The sequence below is a fragment of the Paraburkholderia sp. RL17-373-BIF-A genome (assembly GCF_046030175.1).
In the GTDB taxonomy this organism is placed as follows: Bacteria; Pseudomonadota; Gammaproteobacteria; order Burkholderiales; family Burkholderiaceae; genus Paraburkholderia.
Genome location: NZ_JARESO010000002.1, coordinates 176,629 through 190,813 on the forward strand (window position 1 = coordinate 176,629; position 14,185 = coordinate 190,813).

Genomic DNA, 14,185 nt, shown 5'->3' on the forward strand with positions numbered 1-14,185 from the left:
TAGAGTGCCGTCCCATATTTAAAGTTTTTGTTCCGGCATCAGTTTCGTTTAGCATCAATGCCATTTTCACAAGAACATCACGAGACATGGCACTGATCGCTCGAAATATCCTCGGTATTGCCGTACTGCTATTCATCGCGTTGATCTTTTCCACCAACCGGCGCGCTATCCGCTTACGGACTGTAATCAGCGCGCTGCTGGCGCAGATCGGTATCGGCGCATTCATTCTGTTCGTGCCGGTCGGCAAGTCGATACTTTCGGGCGCGGCGTCCGCCGTCAATAACGTGCTCGGCTACGGCAACGCGGGCATCGAGTTCCTGTTCGGCGGCCTCGTGCAAGCGAAGATGTTCCAGGTCTTCGGCGACGGCGGTTTCGTGTTCGCCGTGCGCGTGTTGCCGGCCATCATCTTCGTCACGGCGTTGATCTCCGTGCTGTACTACCTCGGCGTGATGCGCTGGATCGTGATCGTGCTCGGCACGGTATTTCAGAAGCTGCTCGGCGTGTCGAAGCTCGAATCGTTCTCCGCGGTCACCACGATCTTTCTGGGTCAAAGCGAAATGCCCGCCGTGGTCAAACCGTTTACGCGCGACATGACCGGCGCTGAATTGTTCGCGGTGATGTCGAGCGGCATGGCGGCCGTCGCCGGGTCGGTGCTGGCGGGCTATGCGGGGCTCGGCGTGCGCATCGAGTATCTGCTGGCGGCGTCGTTCATGGCGGTACCGGGCGGCTTGCTGTTCGCGAAGATCATTCATCCGTCCACCGAACCGAGCCGGGTACATATGGACAACCTCAACTTCGACGAGAAGCGTCCCGCCAATATCATCGAGGCCGCGAGTTCCGGCGCGACCGTGGGCCTGAAAATCGCGGTGATGGTCGGCGCGATGCTGATCGCGTTCGTCGGGTTGATTGCCTTACTCAACGGGATCGTGGGCGGCGTGGGCGGCTGGTTCGGCCATCCGCAACTGTCGATGCAATCGGTGCTTGGCGTCATCTTCGCGCCGCTCGCCTATCTGATCGGCGTGCCGTGGAACGAGGCCACGATCGCCGGCAATTTCCTCGGCCAGAAGGTCATTCTCAACGAGTTCGTCGCGTATGCGTCGCTGTCGCCCTATCTGAAAGACGCCGCGAGCGTGACCGCGGCCGGCCTGCAGGCGCTCGATCCGCGTACCATTGCTATCCTGTCGTTTGCGTTGTGCGGCTTCGCGAACTTTTCGTCGATCGCGGTGCTAACGGGCGGCTTTAGCGCCGTCGCGCCGGGACGCCGTGCCGAAGTCGCGCGTTACGGCCTGCGTGTCGTGCTTGCCGCGACGCTCTCGAACCTGATGAGCGCCACGATTGCGGGCATGTTCATTACGCTGAATTGAATCGAGGATTGCTGGATGAATATGGAACAACTGTTGGAACGCGCGGGCGTCGCGCGAGAAAAGGCCTATGCGCCTTATTCGAAATTCAAGGTCGGCGCGGCGCTGCTGACCAAAGACGGCCGGGTGTTCGACGGCTGCAACGTCGAGAACGCCTCTTACGGTTTGTGCAATTGTGCGGAACGTACCGCGTTTTTCAGCGCCATTGCGGCGGGTTATCGGCGTGACCAGTTCGCCGCGCTTGCGGTGATCGGCGATACGGACGGCCCGATCGCGCCATGCGGCGCGTGCCGCCAGGTGATCATCGAACTGGGCGGCCCTGAATTGCCGATTCGCCTCGGCAATCTGCATGGCGCCACGCGCGACACCACCGCGCGCGAACAATTGCCGGATGCGTTCTATCTATGAGCAAGCACAAGGTCATCTACGACACCGACCCAGGTGTGGACGATGCAATGGCGCTCGTGTTTCAGGCGCTGCATCCGGATATCGAACTGCTCGGTCTGACGAGCGTATTCGGCAACGCGACGATCGAAACGACCACGCGCAACGCGCGCGTTCTCGCCGGACGGTTCGCCGCCGGCGTGCCGGTCGCGCAGGGTGCGGCGGCTCCGCTCGAGCGCAGCGCGCCTGAACCGCTCGCGTGGATTCACGGCGACAACGGGGTCGGCAATATCGCGTTGGATACAACGGACGCGGCCGCGCTCGATGCGCGCCCCGCGCATCGCTTCATCATCGAGACGGTGCGCGCGCATCCTGGCGAAGTGACGCTGCTTGCCGTGGGCCCGCTCACGAACCTTGCGCTCGCGCTTGCCGACGATCCGCAGATCGCCTCCCTCGTCAAGCAGGTGGTGATCATGGGCGGCGCGTTCGGCACGGACGGCGTGCTCGGCAACGTCACGCCCGCGGCGGAAGCCAATATCCTGGGCGACCCGGATGCCGCCGATATCGTGTTCGGCGCGGCGTGGCCGGTTGCGATCGTCGGGCTAGACGTTACGCAGCGCACCATCATGAGCCACCAGTATCTGGCGTCGCTGCGCGAGCGCGGCGGCGCGGCCGGTCAGTTCGTGTGGGAAGTGTCGCGGCACTACGAGGCGTTCCACGAGCAAAGCGCGCAGCTTGAGGGCATCTACGTGCACGATTCGTCGGCGGTGGCCTATGTGCTGGCGCCGCAACTCTATACGACACGCAGTGGTCCCGTGCGCGTGTTGACGGAGGGCATCGCGGTCGGCCAAACCATCCAGAAGCCGTCGGCCATGCCCGTGCCCGCGCCTGCCTGGGATAGCCGCCCCGACTGCAAAGTATGTGTCAAGGTGGATGTGCCGGGCATGCTGGCGCTTTACGAGCGCACCATTTGCGGCACGCTTTGAGAATGACGCGGTCGTATGACAGACTCACATGCGGCAGGCGCGGATTGATCTGACGTAAGCCGCTGTGCAATGCAACACGCCGGACCACGGCAATCCTGGCCGGTGCCGATCTTCAATCTTTGCTACATTTCTGCACACGCACTGCATAAGCGCCTCCTGAAGCCGTGGCTCATGGACGCCGGTGCGTGACCGAAATCTATCAAGAGGCCAAAGATGCGAATTCTAGTAGTAGGGGCGGGCGCCGTGGGCGGCTACTTCGGCGGGCGTCTCGCAGCGGCGGGCCAGGACGTGACCTTCCTCGTGCGTCCCGGCCGGGCGGAAAAGCTCAAGCGTGACGGACTCGTCATCAGCAGCGTGCGCGGCGATCTCAAGCTGCCCGATCCGCAAACGATTCTCGCCGGCGTCAGCGCCGAGCCGTTCGATCTGGTACTGCTGAGCTGCAAAGCCTTCAGTCTCGACGACGCCATCGATTCCTTCGCGCCGCTGGTCGGCGAGTCGACGCTGATTCTGCCGATGCTCAACGGCATGCGCCATATCGACGTGCTCAACGAAAAGTTCGGCGCCGCGCGCGTGCTGGGCGGGCAATGCGTGATTGCCGCCACGCTCAATGCCGAGCAGCACATCGTGCATCTGAACGACACCCACGCGATCACTTTCGGCGAACCGGCCGGCGGCACGTCGGAGCGTGTCCAGGCGATCGCCGACGCGATGGCCGGCGCGAATTTCGACGCGCTGGTCAGCGACAACATATTGCTGCGCATGTGGGAGAAGTGGGTGTTCCTGGCCACATTGGCGGCCGGCACGTGCTTGATGCGCGGTTCGGTGGGCGATATTCTGGCTGCGCCGGACGGCAAGCGCGTGATCGAGAATCTGTTGGGCGAATGCCGCGCGGTGGCGGAGCACAACGGTTTCACGATGGGCCCGGACTTCGACGCACGCGCCACGCAAACGCTCTTCACGCCATCGCCGCTCACCGCTTCCATGTTGCGGGACGTGGAAAACCACTCGCATACCGAGGCGGATCACATTCTCGGCGATCTGATTTCGCGCGGCGGCGACGCGCAAAAGGGCGAGCACGGCTTGTCGTTGCTGCGCATCGCCTATAGTCATCTGAAGACGTACGAAGCGAGGCAGGCCCGCACGTCCTGAGCGATACCACGGGCACGAATCGGGACTCCGCTGGCATGGCCAAAACAGCCTAACGATCAGAGGTGAAGCATGCCGAGTCCAATCGGATCAGTGCCCGCACTCAGTGCCGCTTCGGCCACGATCTTCTCGATCGGCATCGTCTTTCTCGGCTACTGGGGTTTGTATGAACCGACCACATGGCGAGTTGCCGACGTCTTCGTCTTCGTGTCCGCGCTCATCGGTTTCGGCTGCCTCGGACTCGTGCCGTGGGTCGCGACGAGTCCCGTCGAGCCCGAATCCAGCGATAGCCGGATTCGCATTGCGCGGCATCTGTTTCTTGTCGGCGTGGTGGGAATCTGGCTTGCGGTGGCGATGTCGGTGATCTTCTAGCGCAACCACGCAACGCGACGCTCACGCACAAAAAACGCGCGCCTTGCAGCTTTGCAAGGCGCGCGTTTTCGTTGAAGCGCAACCATTCAGCGCTTAACGCTCGATCTGCCGGTTCCAGCGCGTATCCCACTGCGCGCGGTGCGCGTTGATCGTATCCCAATCCACCACCGTCACCTTGCGCACCAGATCGTCCACGTTACCGAGGCTCTGCTGCATGGGCGGCGTCATCTTCGCGAGATGGTTGGTGGGAATCTGGCGGCCGGCCTCGGCGGCCCTGGTTTGCGCCGGCGCGGACAACAGGAATTGCGCGAGCTTCTGCGCCAGTTGCGGATCGGGGTTGTTGTTGACCACGCACAGGTCGACCAGCAACAGCACTGGACCTTCCTTCGGATTCACATAGCCGACCGGAATGCCCTTGTCCGCCAGATCGCCCACGGCGGTCGGCGTCAACGGGAACAGGCCCGCTTCGCCGGTCTGGACCATTTCGGAAATCTTCGCCGAGTTCGGCACGTACTCGACCACGTTCGGTCCCACCGTGCTCGCCCATTTCGTGAAGCCCGGCTCCACGTTCTGTTCGCTGCCGCCCATCAAGCGGTTGATGGCGAGAAAGCCGTGCAGCCCGAAGGTGCTGCTCGACGCCGACTGGAACACCACCTTGCCCTTGTATTTCGGATCGGCGAAATCCATCCACGATGTGGGCGGGGCCCAGCCTTTTTCAGCGAACAGCTTCTTGTTGTAGGCAATGCCGGTCATGCCGAGCTGCACGCCCGCGCCCATATCGTCCTTCATGCGCGCGAACGGATAGAGTTCCTTGAGAACGGGCGCGTCGTCGAGCTTCTTGCACACGCCCATGCTGACCGCGCGCGCCATCACGCCGTCGTCGAGAAACACCACGTGAATCTGCGGGCTGGCCTTGTTGGCGAGCAGCTTGGCGAGAATATCCGACGACGTGCCCGGCACCACCACCACCTTCACATTGTTGGCTTTCTCGAAGTCGGGCAGCACCTGGCTCGTATAGGCCTTCTCCATCGGACCGCCGTTCATGCCGATGTAGATCGTCTTGCTTTGCGACCACGCCGGCGCGGCTGCGCCGAATGCACACAATGCGGCCAGCGCCGCGAGCGTCTTGAACAGTTTCATTGAGGGGCTCCTGAGATTCACTAAACGAGGACTTAAGCGACCGGAGAGGTCGCGACAGCAGCAAAGCGGCCAATCGAAAAAGCGTCGAGTGGCGTGGCGGTGGCGCCGTCGACGACGAGATCGGCGAGCACGTCACCGACACCCGGCGCGAGCAGGAAGCCGCCGCCTGAAAAACCGAATGCATGCAACAGACGCGGCACGGTACGGCTCGCACCGATGATCGGATTGCTGTCGGGCGTTTCGCCTTCCACGCCGCTCCATGTGCGGATCAGCAGCGCCTCGCGCAACGCCGGGAGCAGCGCGCACGCGTCGCGCATCACGGCGCGCGTGGTGTCCGTCGACGGCTGGCCGTATTCGCCGTCGCCATGTCCGCGTCCGCCGCCGATCACGCAATTGCCGCGCGCCACTTGCCGCGCGTAGATGCCGCCGCCATACACGCCCAGGTTGTGCGTGATGAAGAGCGGCAGCGGTTCGGTGACCCACATGTTCGGGTAGATCGGTTTCATCGGCACGGTCTCGCCGAAGTGGCCCGCCACCGTATTCGCCCACGCGCCTGCGGAATTGATGAGCCAATCGGCGCTGATGCGCAGGTCGCCGACGCGCAGTTGAAAGCGCGTGCCGTCGTGATGAATGTCGGTGAGTTCGGTTTGCTCGCGCACGTCCGCGCCGGCGGCCCGCGCGGCTCGTGCGAATGCGGGCGACACCAGCCGCGGATTCGCATGACCGTCCGTCGCGCACAGCGAGCCGCCGACGGCCGCTGGCCCGAGCCACGGATAGCGTTGGCGGAACGCCGTGCCGCTGATCAGTTGAGCATGCAGTCCATAGTCGCGCGCCATGTCGGCCCACGTTTGCAGCGCGACCAGATCGCTTTCGCTGCGCGCCAGGCGCAAGTGTCCGGACACCGTGAATTCGCCGTCGATGCCGATCAGCTCCGGCAAGCGGTCCCAGATACGCCGCGCGCGGATCGCGAGCGGCATCTGTTCGACAGGACGTCCCTGGCAGCGCACGCCGCCGTAGTTCACGCCGCTTGCTTGCGCGCCGCAATAGCGCCGCTCGAACAGGCCGACGCGCAGGCCGCGTTTCGCCAACGCCAGCGCAGCCGATGAACCGACCAGGCCGCCGCCCGCGATCGCGACGTCGTAGTGCAATGTGTCACTCATCGCGCGCCTCCACGGGAATTTCTGCGATGTCGTCGGCAACCATCTCCGGCGAGAGCGGAATCGGTTTGACGGGCGGCTGGCTGCGCAGGCGGCCCACCGCGTCGAGCAATTGGCCGGTTTCCTCGGCGAGCAGGGTCAGCGCGGCTTCGCCGCACATGCGTCCCTGGCAGCGGCCCATGCCGACGCGCGTGAGCGCCTTCAGCCGGTTGATCTCATTCGCTTCGCCGTCGCGGATGCAGCGCCGCAACGTGCCCGCGTCGACCTCTTCGCAGCGGCACACGGTCATGTCGTCGGGCCATTGCGACGCGCATTTGGCCGGCGGCGCGAACGCCGTTTCGATGCCCTCGCGAAATACCGCGATACGTTTCAGGCTGCGCTCGATCGATGCGGCGTCGGGCATGCCCGGACCGCGTGGATGCGCGATGCCGAGATCGTCGAGCAAGGCCAATGCGGCGCGGCGGCCGGCCAGTTCGGCGGCGTCCGCGCCGGCGATGCCCGCGCCGTCGCCGGCGAGATAAAGGCCGCGCACGGAACTGCGTCCCGCCGGGTCCACTTCGGGGAGCCAGCAACGGTTGGTCGCGTCGAAACGGAAGCGGCAGCCCGCGAGATCGGCCAGCTGCGTTTCCGGCTTCAGGCCGAAGCTCACGCCGACCGCGTCGCATGCAATGGTTTCGGTCGGCGAATCTTCACGCGACGCGCGCCATTCGAGCGCTTGCACACCATCGACGCCGCGAATGCCGACCAGCGTCACATTGCGCTCGATCCGCGCGCCATGCGTTTTCAGCCAGCCGACGTAATACAGTCCTTTCGCGAAAGTAGACGGCAGGCGCGCGAGTTTCGGCGCTGCGGCGATCTGCTGCGAGAACGGACTCGTGTCGAGCACGGCCACGACTTGCGCGCCGGCTTTCACGTACTGGTACGCCACCAGATACAACAGCGGTCCGGTGCCGGCCAGCACGACGCGCCGGCCGATCGCGCAGCCTTGCGCCTTCAGCGCGACCTGGGCCGCGCCGAGCGTGTAGACGCCTGGCAAGGTCCAACCCGGCACCGGCAGCACACGGTCGGTCGCGCCGCTGGCGATGATCAGATGCGAGAACGGCACGCGCAGTTCGCGCCCCGCATGCAAGGTATCGAGGCGGCCCGCTTCGCAGGCCCACGCAAGCGTGTCGGGGCGATAGTCGAGATGAGGCAGAAGCGCGGCCATGGTCGAATGCAGGGCTTCGGCCTTGTGCGCTTCGAAACCGTAGAGCGTCTTTTTCGAACGCTCGAAGCCGCCGTTGGCGGGCGGTTGCCGATAAATCTGGCCGCCCCAGCGCGCGTTTTCATCGATCACGATCGGCTTCACGCCGGCCGCGACCAGCGTCTCGGCAGCGCGTACGCCGGCCGGCCCGGCGCCGACGATCACGATGCGGCGTTCGTCGCTCATCGGGCGTCTCCGGTTTCATCCGCGGCGCCGGCTTCCACCGCGGCGAGTCGCGTGAGCACACGCATGCCTTCGGTCACGAGCGTTGAGCACGCGCGCACGCGCTTGCCGTCTTCGGTGCGCATCCAGCAGTCCTGGCATGCGCCGATCAGGCAGAAACCCGCGCGCGGCGCGCCGCTGAATTCGCTTTCGCGCACGCGGCGTTGTTGCATCAGCACGGCCGTCAGCAGCGTATCGCCTTGCAGTGCGGCGACTTCCTGGCCGTCGAGAAAGAAGTGCAGCGGTTCGCGCCGCGTTTCCGCCACGCGGATGAACTGCGGCTCGCGGCGTGACGCGGGAGCGTGAGTAGGCGGCAAGGTGGACGGCATGAGAGCGTGGTCGGAAGAGGACATCAGTGCTGGCCGATCAGAATGCGGTTCAGGCCGTACACGCGGTCGAGCAGCAGCATCGCGCCACCGGTGATGAAGATCACCAGCGCCGAGACGGAAGCCATCATCGGATCGATCGATTCGGTCGCGTACATGTACATGCGCACCGGCAGCGTGACGGTTTGCGGCGAGGTGACGAAGATCGACATGGTCAATTCGTCGAAGCTGTTGATGAAGGCCAGCAGCCAGCCGCCGGTGATGCCCGGCAGAATCATCGGGAAGGTGATGCGGCGAAACGTGGTCCACGGGTCGGCGCCGAGCGAGTGCGCGGCATGCTCGACGCTGCGATCGAGGCCGCTCACCGAAGCCAGCACGAGCCGCATGACGAACGGCGTGATGATGATCATGTGCGCGAGCACGAGCCATGCGAACGAGCCGGTCGCGCCGATCAGCGCGAAGAAGCGCAGCAGCGCGATGCCGAGTACGAGGCCGGGAATCACGAGTGGCGACAGCAACAGCCCGTTAAGAAAGCTGCGTCCCGGAAAGCGCGCGCGGCCGATGGCGAGCGCGGCGGGCAGCGCCACGATCAGCGACAGTGTCGCCGAAGCGAATGCCAGCTTCAGACTGTTGAAAAACGCGCCGATGAAATCCGGGTAATTGAGGATCGCGCGAAACCAGCGCAGCGAGACGCCGTGCGTGGGCAACGTGAGCGTTTCGTCGGGCGTGAAGGCGACCAGCACGACGATCACGAGCGGGGCGAGCACGAACGCGATCACGAGCGTGTGGAAAATCAGCGCGATGGGGCCGTTTTTTCTCATGATGTTTTCACTGAGTGAGCCAATGTATGCCGATGAATTAGCCGAGGCTTCTGGTGTACTTGCGTTCCAGAACCCGGTAGTACGTGAGCATCACGATCAGATTCGCGACCAGCAGGAGGAGCGCGATGGTCGCGCCGAGCGGCCAGTTCAGCGAGCCGAGGAATTCGTCGTAGACGGCGGTGGCGGCGACTTTCAGGCGTCGTCCGCCGAGCAGGCCCGGAATCGCGAAGGCGCTCGCCGACAGACCGAACACCATCAGGCTGCCCGACAGAATGCCCGGCGTCAGTTGCGGCAGGACGATGCGGCGCAGGGTGGTGGCCGGCGACGCCATCAGCGAAAGCGCGGCGTTTTCCGTTTGCGGGTCGAGCTTCTGCAAGGCGGTCCATACCGGAATCACCATGAACGGCAGCATCACGTGAACGAGTGCAATGACGATCGCGAAGGTGGTGTACTCGAGTTTGTACGGCCCGAGTCCGACCAGACCGAAGGCCTGGTTCACGAGCCCGTTGGTGTTGAGCAGCATGCTCCAGCCGAACGCCCGCACTACCACTGAGACCAGCAGCGGCGCGAGAATCACCAGCAGGAACATCGAGCGATACGGATCGCGCATGCGAGAGAGCACGTACGCTTCCGGCGTGCCGATCACGATACACAGCAGCGTGACCAGAAACGCAATGCCGAAGGTCCGCAAAAAGATGGTGTGGTAATACGACGAGCTCAGCACTTCCGCGTAATTGCCGAACTGGAATGCGGCGATCGGCCCGCTGGCCGGATCGAAGCGATAGAACGTCAGCACTAGCGTCATCAATAGCGGCACCAGCACGAGCGCCACGAACAGCAGAAAGGCCGGCGCGCACATCAGCCAGAGCGGCAAAAACGCATGCCAGGGCGCGCGGCGGCTGTTGCCGGATTTCATGTCGCGGTCGTCGGTGGCGGGCAGCGTACTAGCCATGATGCGCGTCCCGTTGAATGAAGCGGATTGCCTCGCTGTTCCAGTCGACGCCGACCGCCGCGCCTTCGGCGAGCGGCTCCGTGCCTTCGTTCTGGCAACACACCAGCACTTCGCCGAGCCGGCTGTCCAGCCGGTACAACCATTGGCTGCCGAGGAAGAAGCGGCTCGTCACGGTGGCCGGCACACGTCCCGCGTTCGGTGCGCACAGGCGCAGCTTTTCCGGGCGGATGCACAAGGTCACCGCGTCGCCGACGCCGACCACGCGCTCGCGCGCCGGCAACTGCGCCGTGTGCCCCGTCTCGGCGAGATCGTGGCCGAGGTCGATGCGGATCGCGTCGCCGTCGCGTGCCACTACGATGCCGGACAGCATGTTGGCCTTGCCGATGAACTGTGAGACGAAGCGATTCTCCGGGCGCTCGTACGCTTCGTACGGCGTGTCGATCTGCGTGATGCGGCCTGCTTCCATCACCACCACGCGATCGCTGATCGACAATGCTTCGGATTGATCGTGCGTCACCATGATGGTGGTCGTGCCGATCTTGCGTTGAATGCCGCGCAGTTCGAACTGCATGTCTTCGCGCAGCTTGGCGTCGAGGTTCGACATCGGTTCGTCGAGCAGCAGCACCGGCGGCGCGATCACGATGGCGCGGGCAATCGCCACACGCTGCCGTTGACCGCCGGAGAGTTCGCGCGGAAAGCGATGCGCGAGCGCGTCGAGGCGCACCAGCGCCAGCGCTTCGCGGATGCGCTCCTTGCGCTCGGCCTTGTCGATGTTGCGCATCTCCAGCCCGAAGCCGACGTTGTCGGCGACGCTCATGTGCGGAAACAGCGCGTAGCTCTGGAACACGATGCCGAGACCGCGCTTGTTCGGTTTCATGTGCGTGATGTCGCGGCCATCGAGCGTGATGCGTCCGCGCGTCGTCTCGACGAAGCCCGCGATCATCTGCAAGGTGGTGGTCTTGCCGCAGCCGGACGGTCCGAGCAACGAAACGAACTCGCCTTTTTCCACCGACAGGTTCACGTCGGCGACTGCCTGCAGATCGCCGAACGATTTCGTTACGTCCGTGAGTGTAAGGAACGACATGGTCTGGCCTTTGGATGTTGCGACACCGGTTCAATCGACTACTGTCTCGATGACGCCGACTCTAGCTAGCCAAATTACCGTCAGTCAATTTCAAATTCCGTTTGCTGGTATAAGATTTGAAAAAATTCTGTTTGATGGAATGTATTCGGTGGATCCGATAGCAAACGTTCCGCTGCGTGACGTCCGGAAAATCCCTATGAATCATTAATGCAACGGCAACACAGAGGATGGCGGGCCGGATTCCACTTGCGGATAAAACACTTTATAGTGTTCCGATCAGTGAAATATTTACGAGCCATAAAGATGAATGCTGCCGCCAAACGAGATACCGACCCAGCCGCCGCCGACGAGACCGGCGGCGCGCCCGGCCCCGGCATGCTGGAACGTGCGTTCGCGGTAATCCGCGCGTTGTCCGAAGCGCAACCCGATGGCGGCCGCGTCACGCGTCTCGCGAAAGCAGTCGGGCTGACGCAGGGCACCGTGCATCGCATCTTGCATGCGTTGATCGCGGAAGGCATCGTCGAACAGGACGAGAACTCCAAGCTGTACCGGCTGAGTGTCGATTTCTTCGCGCTCGCGGCGCAGGCCGGCAATCCGAGCGGCATGCGCACGCTGTGCCGTCCCGCGTTGCTGCGCTTGTGCGCCAGTCTGGGCGACACGATCTTTCTGCTCGTCAAAAGCAGTTTCGACGCAGTGTGCCTCGACATCTGCGAAGGGCCGTTTCCGATCCGCTCGTTCACCGGCGATATCGGCGGGCGCGTGGCGTTGGGAGTCGGGCAGGGCAGTCTGGCGATTCTCGCGTTTTTGCCCGAGGCCGAGCGCGAGGAGATCATCCGCTTCAACGTGCCGCGCATTCGTGGCTACGGCGTGCTCGACGAAGTGTATTTGCGCACTGAGATCGAGCGTGTGCGCCAGTTGGGCTACGCGGGGCGCAATAGCGGCGTGCTCGACGGCATGGCGGGCGTGGCGGTGCCAATTCTGGATCGCACCGGCGTGGCGGTGGCGGCATTGAGCGTCGGCACGCTGGCCGCGCGTCTGGGCGACGACCGTCTGCCGATGGTGGTCGAATTGCTGCGTCGGCAGGCCGATGCGATCGGCCCGCAAACCAATCCGTTCGATGTCGCGTTGCGCCGGCCGATGCACGGCTTGTCGCGCGCGATGACGACTGAACGGATCACGGGCTGAGCGTAAGCGCGATCACCGAGGCAGCGCGCAAATCGCGCCGCCCCGAATCGCGCTGGAAGCGCTTAGAACACCTTCACCGGCACATTCACCACCAGCCGGTATTCCATGTTGTTGCCGTCCGAGTAGTGGTACTGGCTGTTGTGCCACATCGCGATGAACGTGATCTTCGTATCCTTGAAGCGTCCGCTTTGCAGCGTGTAGCTCGGAATGAAGCCGAACTCGTGATGATGGCCATGCACCGGCTCGCCGTTCTTCCAGTACAGATCATGCAGCGGCGCGGAAGGCGAGACGTTTTCCGCCGCACCCGCCGATGCATCCGCGCCCCAGCCGTATTGCCCCCAGAACATCGCCTTGAGCCCCGGCACGCCGGCGTATTTGCCGTCGAACGTATAGCGCAATTGCAGCGATTGCTCGTGCGGCGCGTTGTAGTCCACGTCCATCGAGTTGGTCAGGTAGATACCGTTGGTCTCGTTGACGTAGTCGAAGAACTGGTCGCCGAGTACCTGCTGGTAGCCGAGCAGCAGCGCATGCGGGCCGTGCTGCGCGGAGACCGACACGCTGTACGCATTGCTGTTGATGTGCCCCTGACGCGACGCGCCGGTATCGTGCGTCGAGTAGATGTTGGCGAGGCCGCTCCACTTGATGGTGGTCGGATCGCCGAACGACTGCGCGACCGAACCGTAGTACTGACGCCAGACGTCGTCGGCCTGATCGACATACAGGGCCATCTCGCCGTTCTTCGCGTAGTGCCACGTGCCGCCCACATACGTGAGGCGATCGATCCGCGTGCCGCCATACGAGGTGGTGAGATTGCTCAGGTTCGTGTGGCCGCGCGCGTCGACTTTGGTGAAGCTGCCGGCCTCGAGCGTGGTGTGCACGAGATCGTTGCTGACCATCGAGACGCCGAGGAAGGTCGGCGGCAGCGCGCGGTTGTCGTGCGGTTCGAGGAACGGGTTGGTGACGATCTGCAAACCGTATTTCACGACCGTTTCCGAAATGCGTCCCTTGATGTCGTACATGCCGGGATAAGCCCACGCGAGCTGCTCCGACCCGCCGCCGTCCTTGCCGACGTGCACCATGTTGCCCGCGCCGTTGCCACCGTCGAGTTTGAGCGCGCCGAACAGCGATGCATCGACGCCGAAGCCGACCAGCCCTTGCGTGTAGCCGGATTCGTAGTTGGCCTGCACGCCTTGGACCCACGCGTGACGGTAGATCGTGTTGGGCGCCTGGAAGTAGTCGGAGTAATTGCGAAACTGCAGATTCAGATGGCTGTCGGCGATGAAACCCTTGCTCGCCGCCTGGCTCGACAACGGCGCGGGCGGCGTGACCGTCTGATTGGCCTCGGCGTTGACGATGGCGTTGGTGGTGTCGGGCTGATCGTTGCGCACCTGGCCGCCTTGCTCCGCGCGGCGCTTGCCGGACGTATCGTTTTGCTGCGTCGGTGTGGCCTGCGCGAGTTGCGCGGGGGACGACAACGTTTGCGCGAGCGTTTGAGTTTTAGACGCCTCGGAGGTGGGCTCCGTGACGCCGTCGTCGGCATACGCGTTAGCGGCTAGTGTCAGTGCTGGAAGCGTGAATGCGCAGTAAAAGAAGGTTGCTGCTCCGGTTTTTTTTGACCGGTTTTTTGATCGGCTATCTTTCATTGAGTACGTCTCTGATTATTGTGGTGAATCTTTGGCTGGCGGTTAGCCAGTCCACGTTTATCGTTCGTCCCGCGATTGGCAGGACGAACGAATCCAACGGCGCGACGGCCCGCCGCGCCGGGAATACGGTTAACTTTCTGGTTTAGCCTCTCAGGTTCTTTGC

15 protein-coding genes are annotated in these 14,185 nt (G+C 63.6%); 7 read left to right on the top strand and 8 right to left on the bottom strand.

The features are described 5' to 3' along the window. Positions 1-86 precede the first annotated feature (86 nt). The 5 genes from P0D80_RS02775 to P0D80_RS02795 all read left to right on the top strand — a co-directional run bounded on the left by P0D80_RS02775 (position 87) and on the right by P0D80_RS02795 (position 4,249). Positions 87-1,364 carry a NupC/NupG family nucleoside CNT transporter gene (locus P0D80_RS02775; RefSeq protein ID WP_408280969.1) on the top strand — a complete coding sequence of 426 codons (1,278 nt, stop codon included), beginning with the start codon at positions 87-89 and terminating at the stop codon, positions 1,362-1,364. 15 nt (positions 1,365-1,379) lie between these two features. Then, entirely contained in the window at positions 1,380-1,769 is a 390-nt protein-coding gene (locus P0D80_RS02780; protein ID WP_408175053.1) for a cytidine deaminase, read from the top strand. Next, positions 1,766-2,731 carry a nucleoside hydrolase gene (locus tag P0D80_RS02785; RefSeq protein WP_408280972.1) on the top strand — a complete coding sequence of 322 codons (966 nt, stop codon included), beginning with the start codon at positions 1,766-1,768 and terminating at the stop codon, positions 2,729-2,731. The genes P0D80_RS02780 and P0D80_RS02785 overlap by 4 nt, the downstream gene beginning before the upstream one ends. Before the next feature lie 213 nt (positions 2,732-2,944). Then, positions 2,945-3,880: a 2-dehydropantoate 2-reductase gene (panE, locus tag P0D80_RS02790; RefSeq protein ID WP_132377885.1), complete on the top strand. Its 936-nt coding sequence runs from the start codon at positions 2,945-2,947 to the stop codon at positions 3,878-3,880. Positions 3,881-3,949: 69 nt separating this feature from the next. Next, positions 3,950-4,249 carry a hypothetical protein gene (locus tag P0D80_RS02795; protein ID WP_132377883.1) on the top strand — a complete coding sequence of 100 codons (300 nt, stop codon included), beginning with the start codon at positions 3,950-3,952 and terminating at the stop codon, positions 4,247-4,249. Between the two features lie 93 nt (positions 4,250-4,342). On the opposite strand, the gene P0D80_RS02800 is transcribed toward P0D80_RS02795, so the two are convergent. Genes P0D80_RS02800 through P0D80_RS02830 form a run of 7 tightly spaced genes read right to left on the bottom strand, consistent with a single transcriptional unit; the run spans position 4,343 to position 11,194 of the window. After that, on the bottom strand, positions 4,343-5,389 hold the full coding sequence (locus P0D80_RS02800) for an ABC transporter substrate-binding protein (protein ID WP_408280975.1): 1,047 nt from the start codon (positions 5,387-5,389) through the stop codon (positions 4,343-4,345). A gap of 32 nt (positions 5,390-5,421) precedes the next feature. Next, entirely contained in the window at positions 5,422-6,549 is a 1,128-nt protein-coding gene (locus tag P0D80_RS02805) for an NAD(P)/FAD-dependent oxidoreductase (RefSeq protein ID WP_408280978.1), read from the bottom strand. Next, entirely contained in the window at positions 6,542-7,975 is a 1,434-nt protein-coding gene (locus P0D80_RS02810) for an FAD/NAD(P)-dependent oxidoreductase (RefSeq protein WP_408280980.1), read from the bottom strand. The genes P0D80_RS02805 and P0D80_RS02810 overlap by 8 nt, the downstream gene beginning before the upstream one ends. Next, positions 7,972-8,364 carry a (2Fe-2S)-binding protein gene (locus P0D80_RS02815; protein WP_408280983.1) on the bottom strand — a complete coding sequence of 131 codons (393 nt, stop codon included), beginning with the start codon at positions 8,362-8,364 and terminating at the stop codon, positions 7,972-7,974. The genes P0D80_RS02810 and P0D80_RS02815 overlap by 4 nt, the downstream gene beginning before the upstream one ends. Further along, on the bottom strand, positions 8,364-9,158 hold the full coding sequence (locus P0D80_RS02820; RefSeq protein ID WP_408249223.1) for an ABC transporter permease: 795 nt from the start codon (positions 9,156-9,158) through the stop codon (positions 8,364-8,366). Before P0D80_RS02820 ends, P0D80_RS02815 begins: the two co-directional genes overlap by 1 nt. A gap of 37 nt (positions 9,159-9,195) precedes the next feature. Continuing rightward, positions 9,196-10,110, bottom strand: a complete 915-nt coding sequence (locus P0D80_RS02825; protein WP_408175044.1) for an ABC transporter permease — start codon at positions 10,108-10,110, stop codon at positions 9,196-9,198. Next, positions 10,103-11,194: an ABC transporter ATP-binding protein gene (locus tag P0D80_RS02830; protein ID WP_408280986.1), complete on the bottom strand. Its 1,092-nt coding sequence runs from the start codon at positions 11,192-11,194 to the stop codon at positions 10,103-10,105. The genes P0D80_RS02825 and P0D80_RS02830 overlap by 8 nt, the downstream gene beginning before the upstream one ends. 303 nt (positions 11,195-11,497) lie before the next feature. Between P0D80_RS02830 and P0D80_RS02835 the strand changes: the two genes are divergently transcribed. Beyond that, complete coding sequence (locus P0D80_RS02835) at positions 11,498-12,379, top strand: IclR family transcriptional regulator (protein ID WP_408249228.1); 882 nt, start codon at positions 11,498-11,500, stop codon at positions 12,377-12,379. A gap of 62 nt (positions 12,380-12,441) precedes the next feature. Here the strand turns inward: P0D80_RS02835 and P0D80_RS02840 are convergent, their stop codons facing one another. Further along, positions 12,442-14,022 (bottom strand): OprD family outer membrane porin, encoded by a 1,581-nt coding sequence (locus P0D80_RS02840; RefSeq protein WP_408280988.1) that lies wholly within the window; start codon positions 14,020-14,022, stop codon positions 12,442-12,444. Between P0D80_RS02840 and P0D80_RS02845 the strand changes: the two genes are divergently transcribed. Further along, positions 13,956-14,168 carry a hypothetical protein gene (locus P0D80_RS02845; protein WP_408281478.1) on the top strand — a complete coding sequence of 71 codons (213 nt, stop codon included), beginning with the start codon at positions 13,956-13,958 and terminating at the stop codon, positions 14,166-14,168. The two genes, P0D80_RS02840 and P0D80_RS02845, sit on opposite strands and share 67 nt — an antisense overlap. The last annotated feature ends 17 nt before the right edge of the window (positions 14,169-14,185 follow it).

Excerpts from the sequence above, each read along its gene's own strand:
- P0D80_RS02780 (WP_408175053.1), top strand. The coding sequence starts at position 1,380 with ATGAATATGGAACAACTGTTGGAACGCGCGGGCGTCGCGCGAGAAAAG.
- P0D80_RS02785 (WP_408280972.1), top strand. The coding sequence starts at position 1,766 with ATGAGCAAGCACAAGGTCATCTACGACACCGACCCAGGTGTGGACGAT.
- P0D80_RS02810 (WP_408280980.1), bottom strand. The coding sequence starts at position 7,975 with ATGAGCGACGAACGCCGCATCGTGATCGTCGGCGCCGGGCCGGCCGGC.
- P0D80_RS02805 (WP_408280978.1), bottom strand. The coding sequence starts at position 6,549 with ATGAGTGACACATTGCACTACGACGTCGCGATCGCGGGCGGCGGCCTG.
- P0D80_RS02775 (WP_408280969.1), top strand. The coding sequence starts at position 87 with ATGGCACTGATCGCTCGAAATATCCTCGGTATTGCCGTACTGCTATTC.
- P0D80_RS02795 (WP_132377883.1), top strand. The coding sequence starts at position 3,950 with ATGCCGAGTCCAATCGGATCAGTGCCCGCACTCAGTGCCGCTTCGGCC.
- P0D80_RS02820 (WP_408249223.1), bottom strand. The coding sequence starts at position 9,158 with ATGAGAAAAAACGGCCCCATCGCGCTGATTTTCCACACGCTCGTGATC.
- P0D80_RS02800 (WP_408280975.1), bottom strand. The coding sequence starts at position 5,389 with ATGAAACTGTTCAAGACGCTCGCGGCGCTGGCCGCATTGTGTGCATTC.
- P0D80_RS02815 (WP_408280983.1), bottom strand. The coding sequence starts at position 8,364 with ATGTCCTCTTCCGACCACGCTCTCATGCCGTCCACCTTGCCGCCTACT.
- P0D80_RS02835 (WP_408249228.1), top strand. The coding sequence starts at position 11,498 with ATGAATGCTGCCGCCAAACGAGATACCGACCCAGCCGCCGCCGACGAG.
- P0D80_RS02845 (WP_408281478.1), top strand. The coding sequence starts at position 13,956 with ATGCGCAGTAAAAGAAGGTTGCTGCTCCGGTTTTTTTTGACCGGTTTT.
- panE (WP_132377885.1), top strand. The coding sequence starts at position 2,945 with ATGCGAATTCTAGTAGTAGGGGCGGGCGCCGTGGGCGGCTACTTCGGC.
- P0D80_RS02825 (WP_408175044.1), bottom strand. The coding sequence starts at position 10,110 with ATGGCTAGTACGCTGCCCGCCACCGACGACCGCGACATGAAATCCGGC.
- P0D80_RS02830 (WP_408280986.1), bottom strand. The coding sequence starts at position 11,194 with ATGTCGTTCCTTACACTCACGGACGTAACGAAATCGTTCGGCGATCTG.
- P0D80_RS02840 (WP_408280988.1), bottom strand. The coding sequence starts at position 14,022 with ATGAAAGATAGCCGATCAAAAAACCGGTCAAAAAAAACCGGAGCAGCA.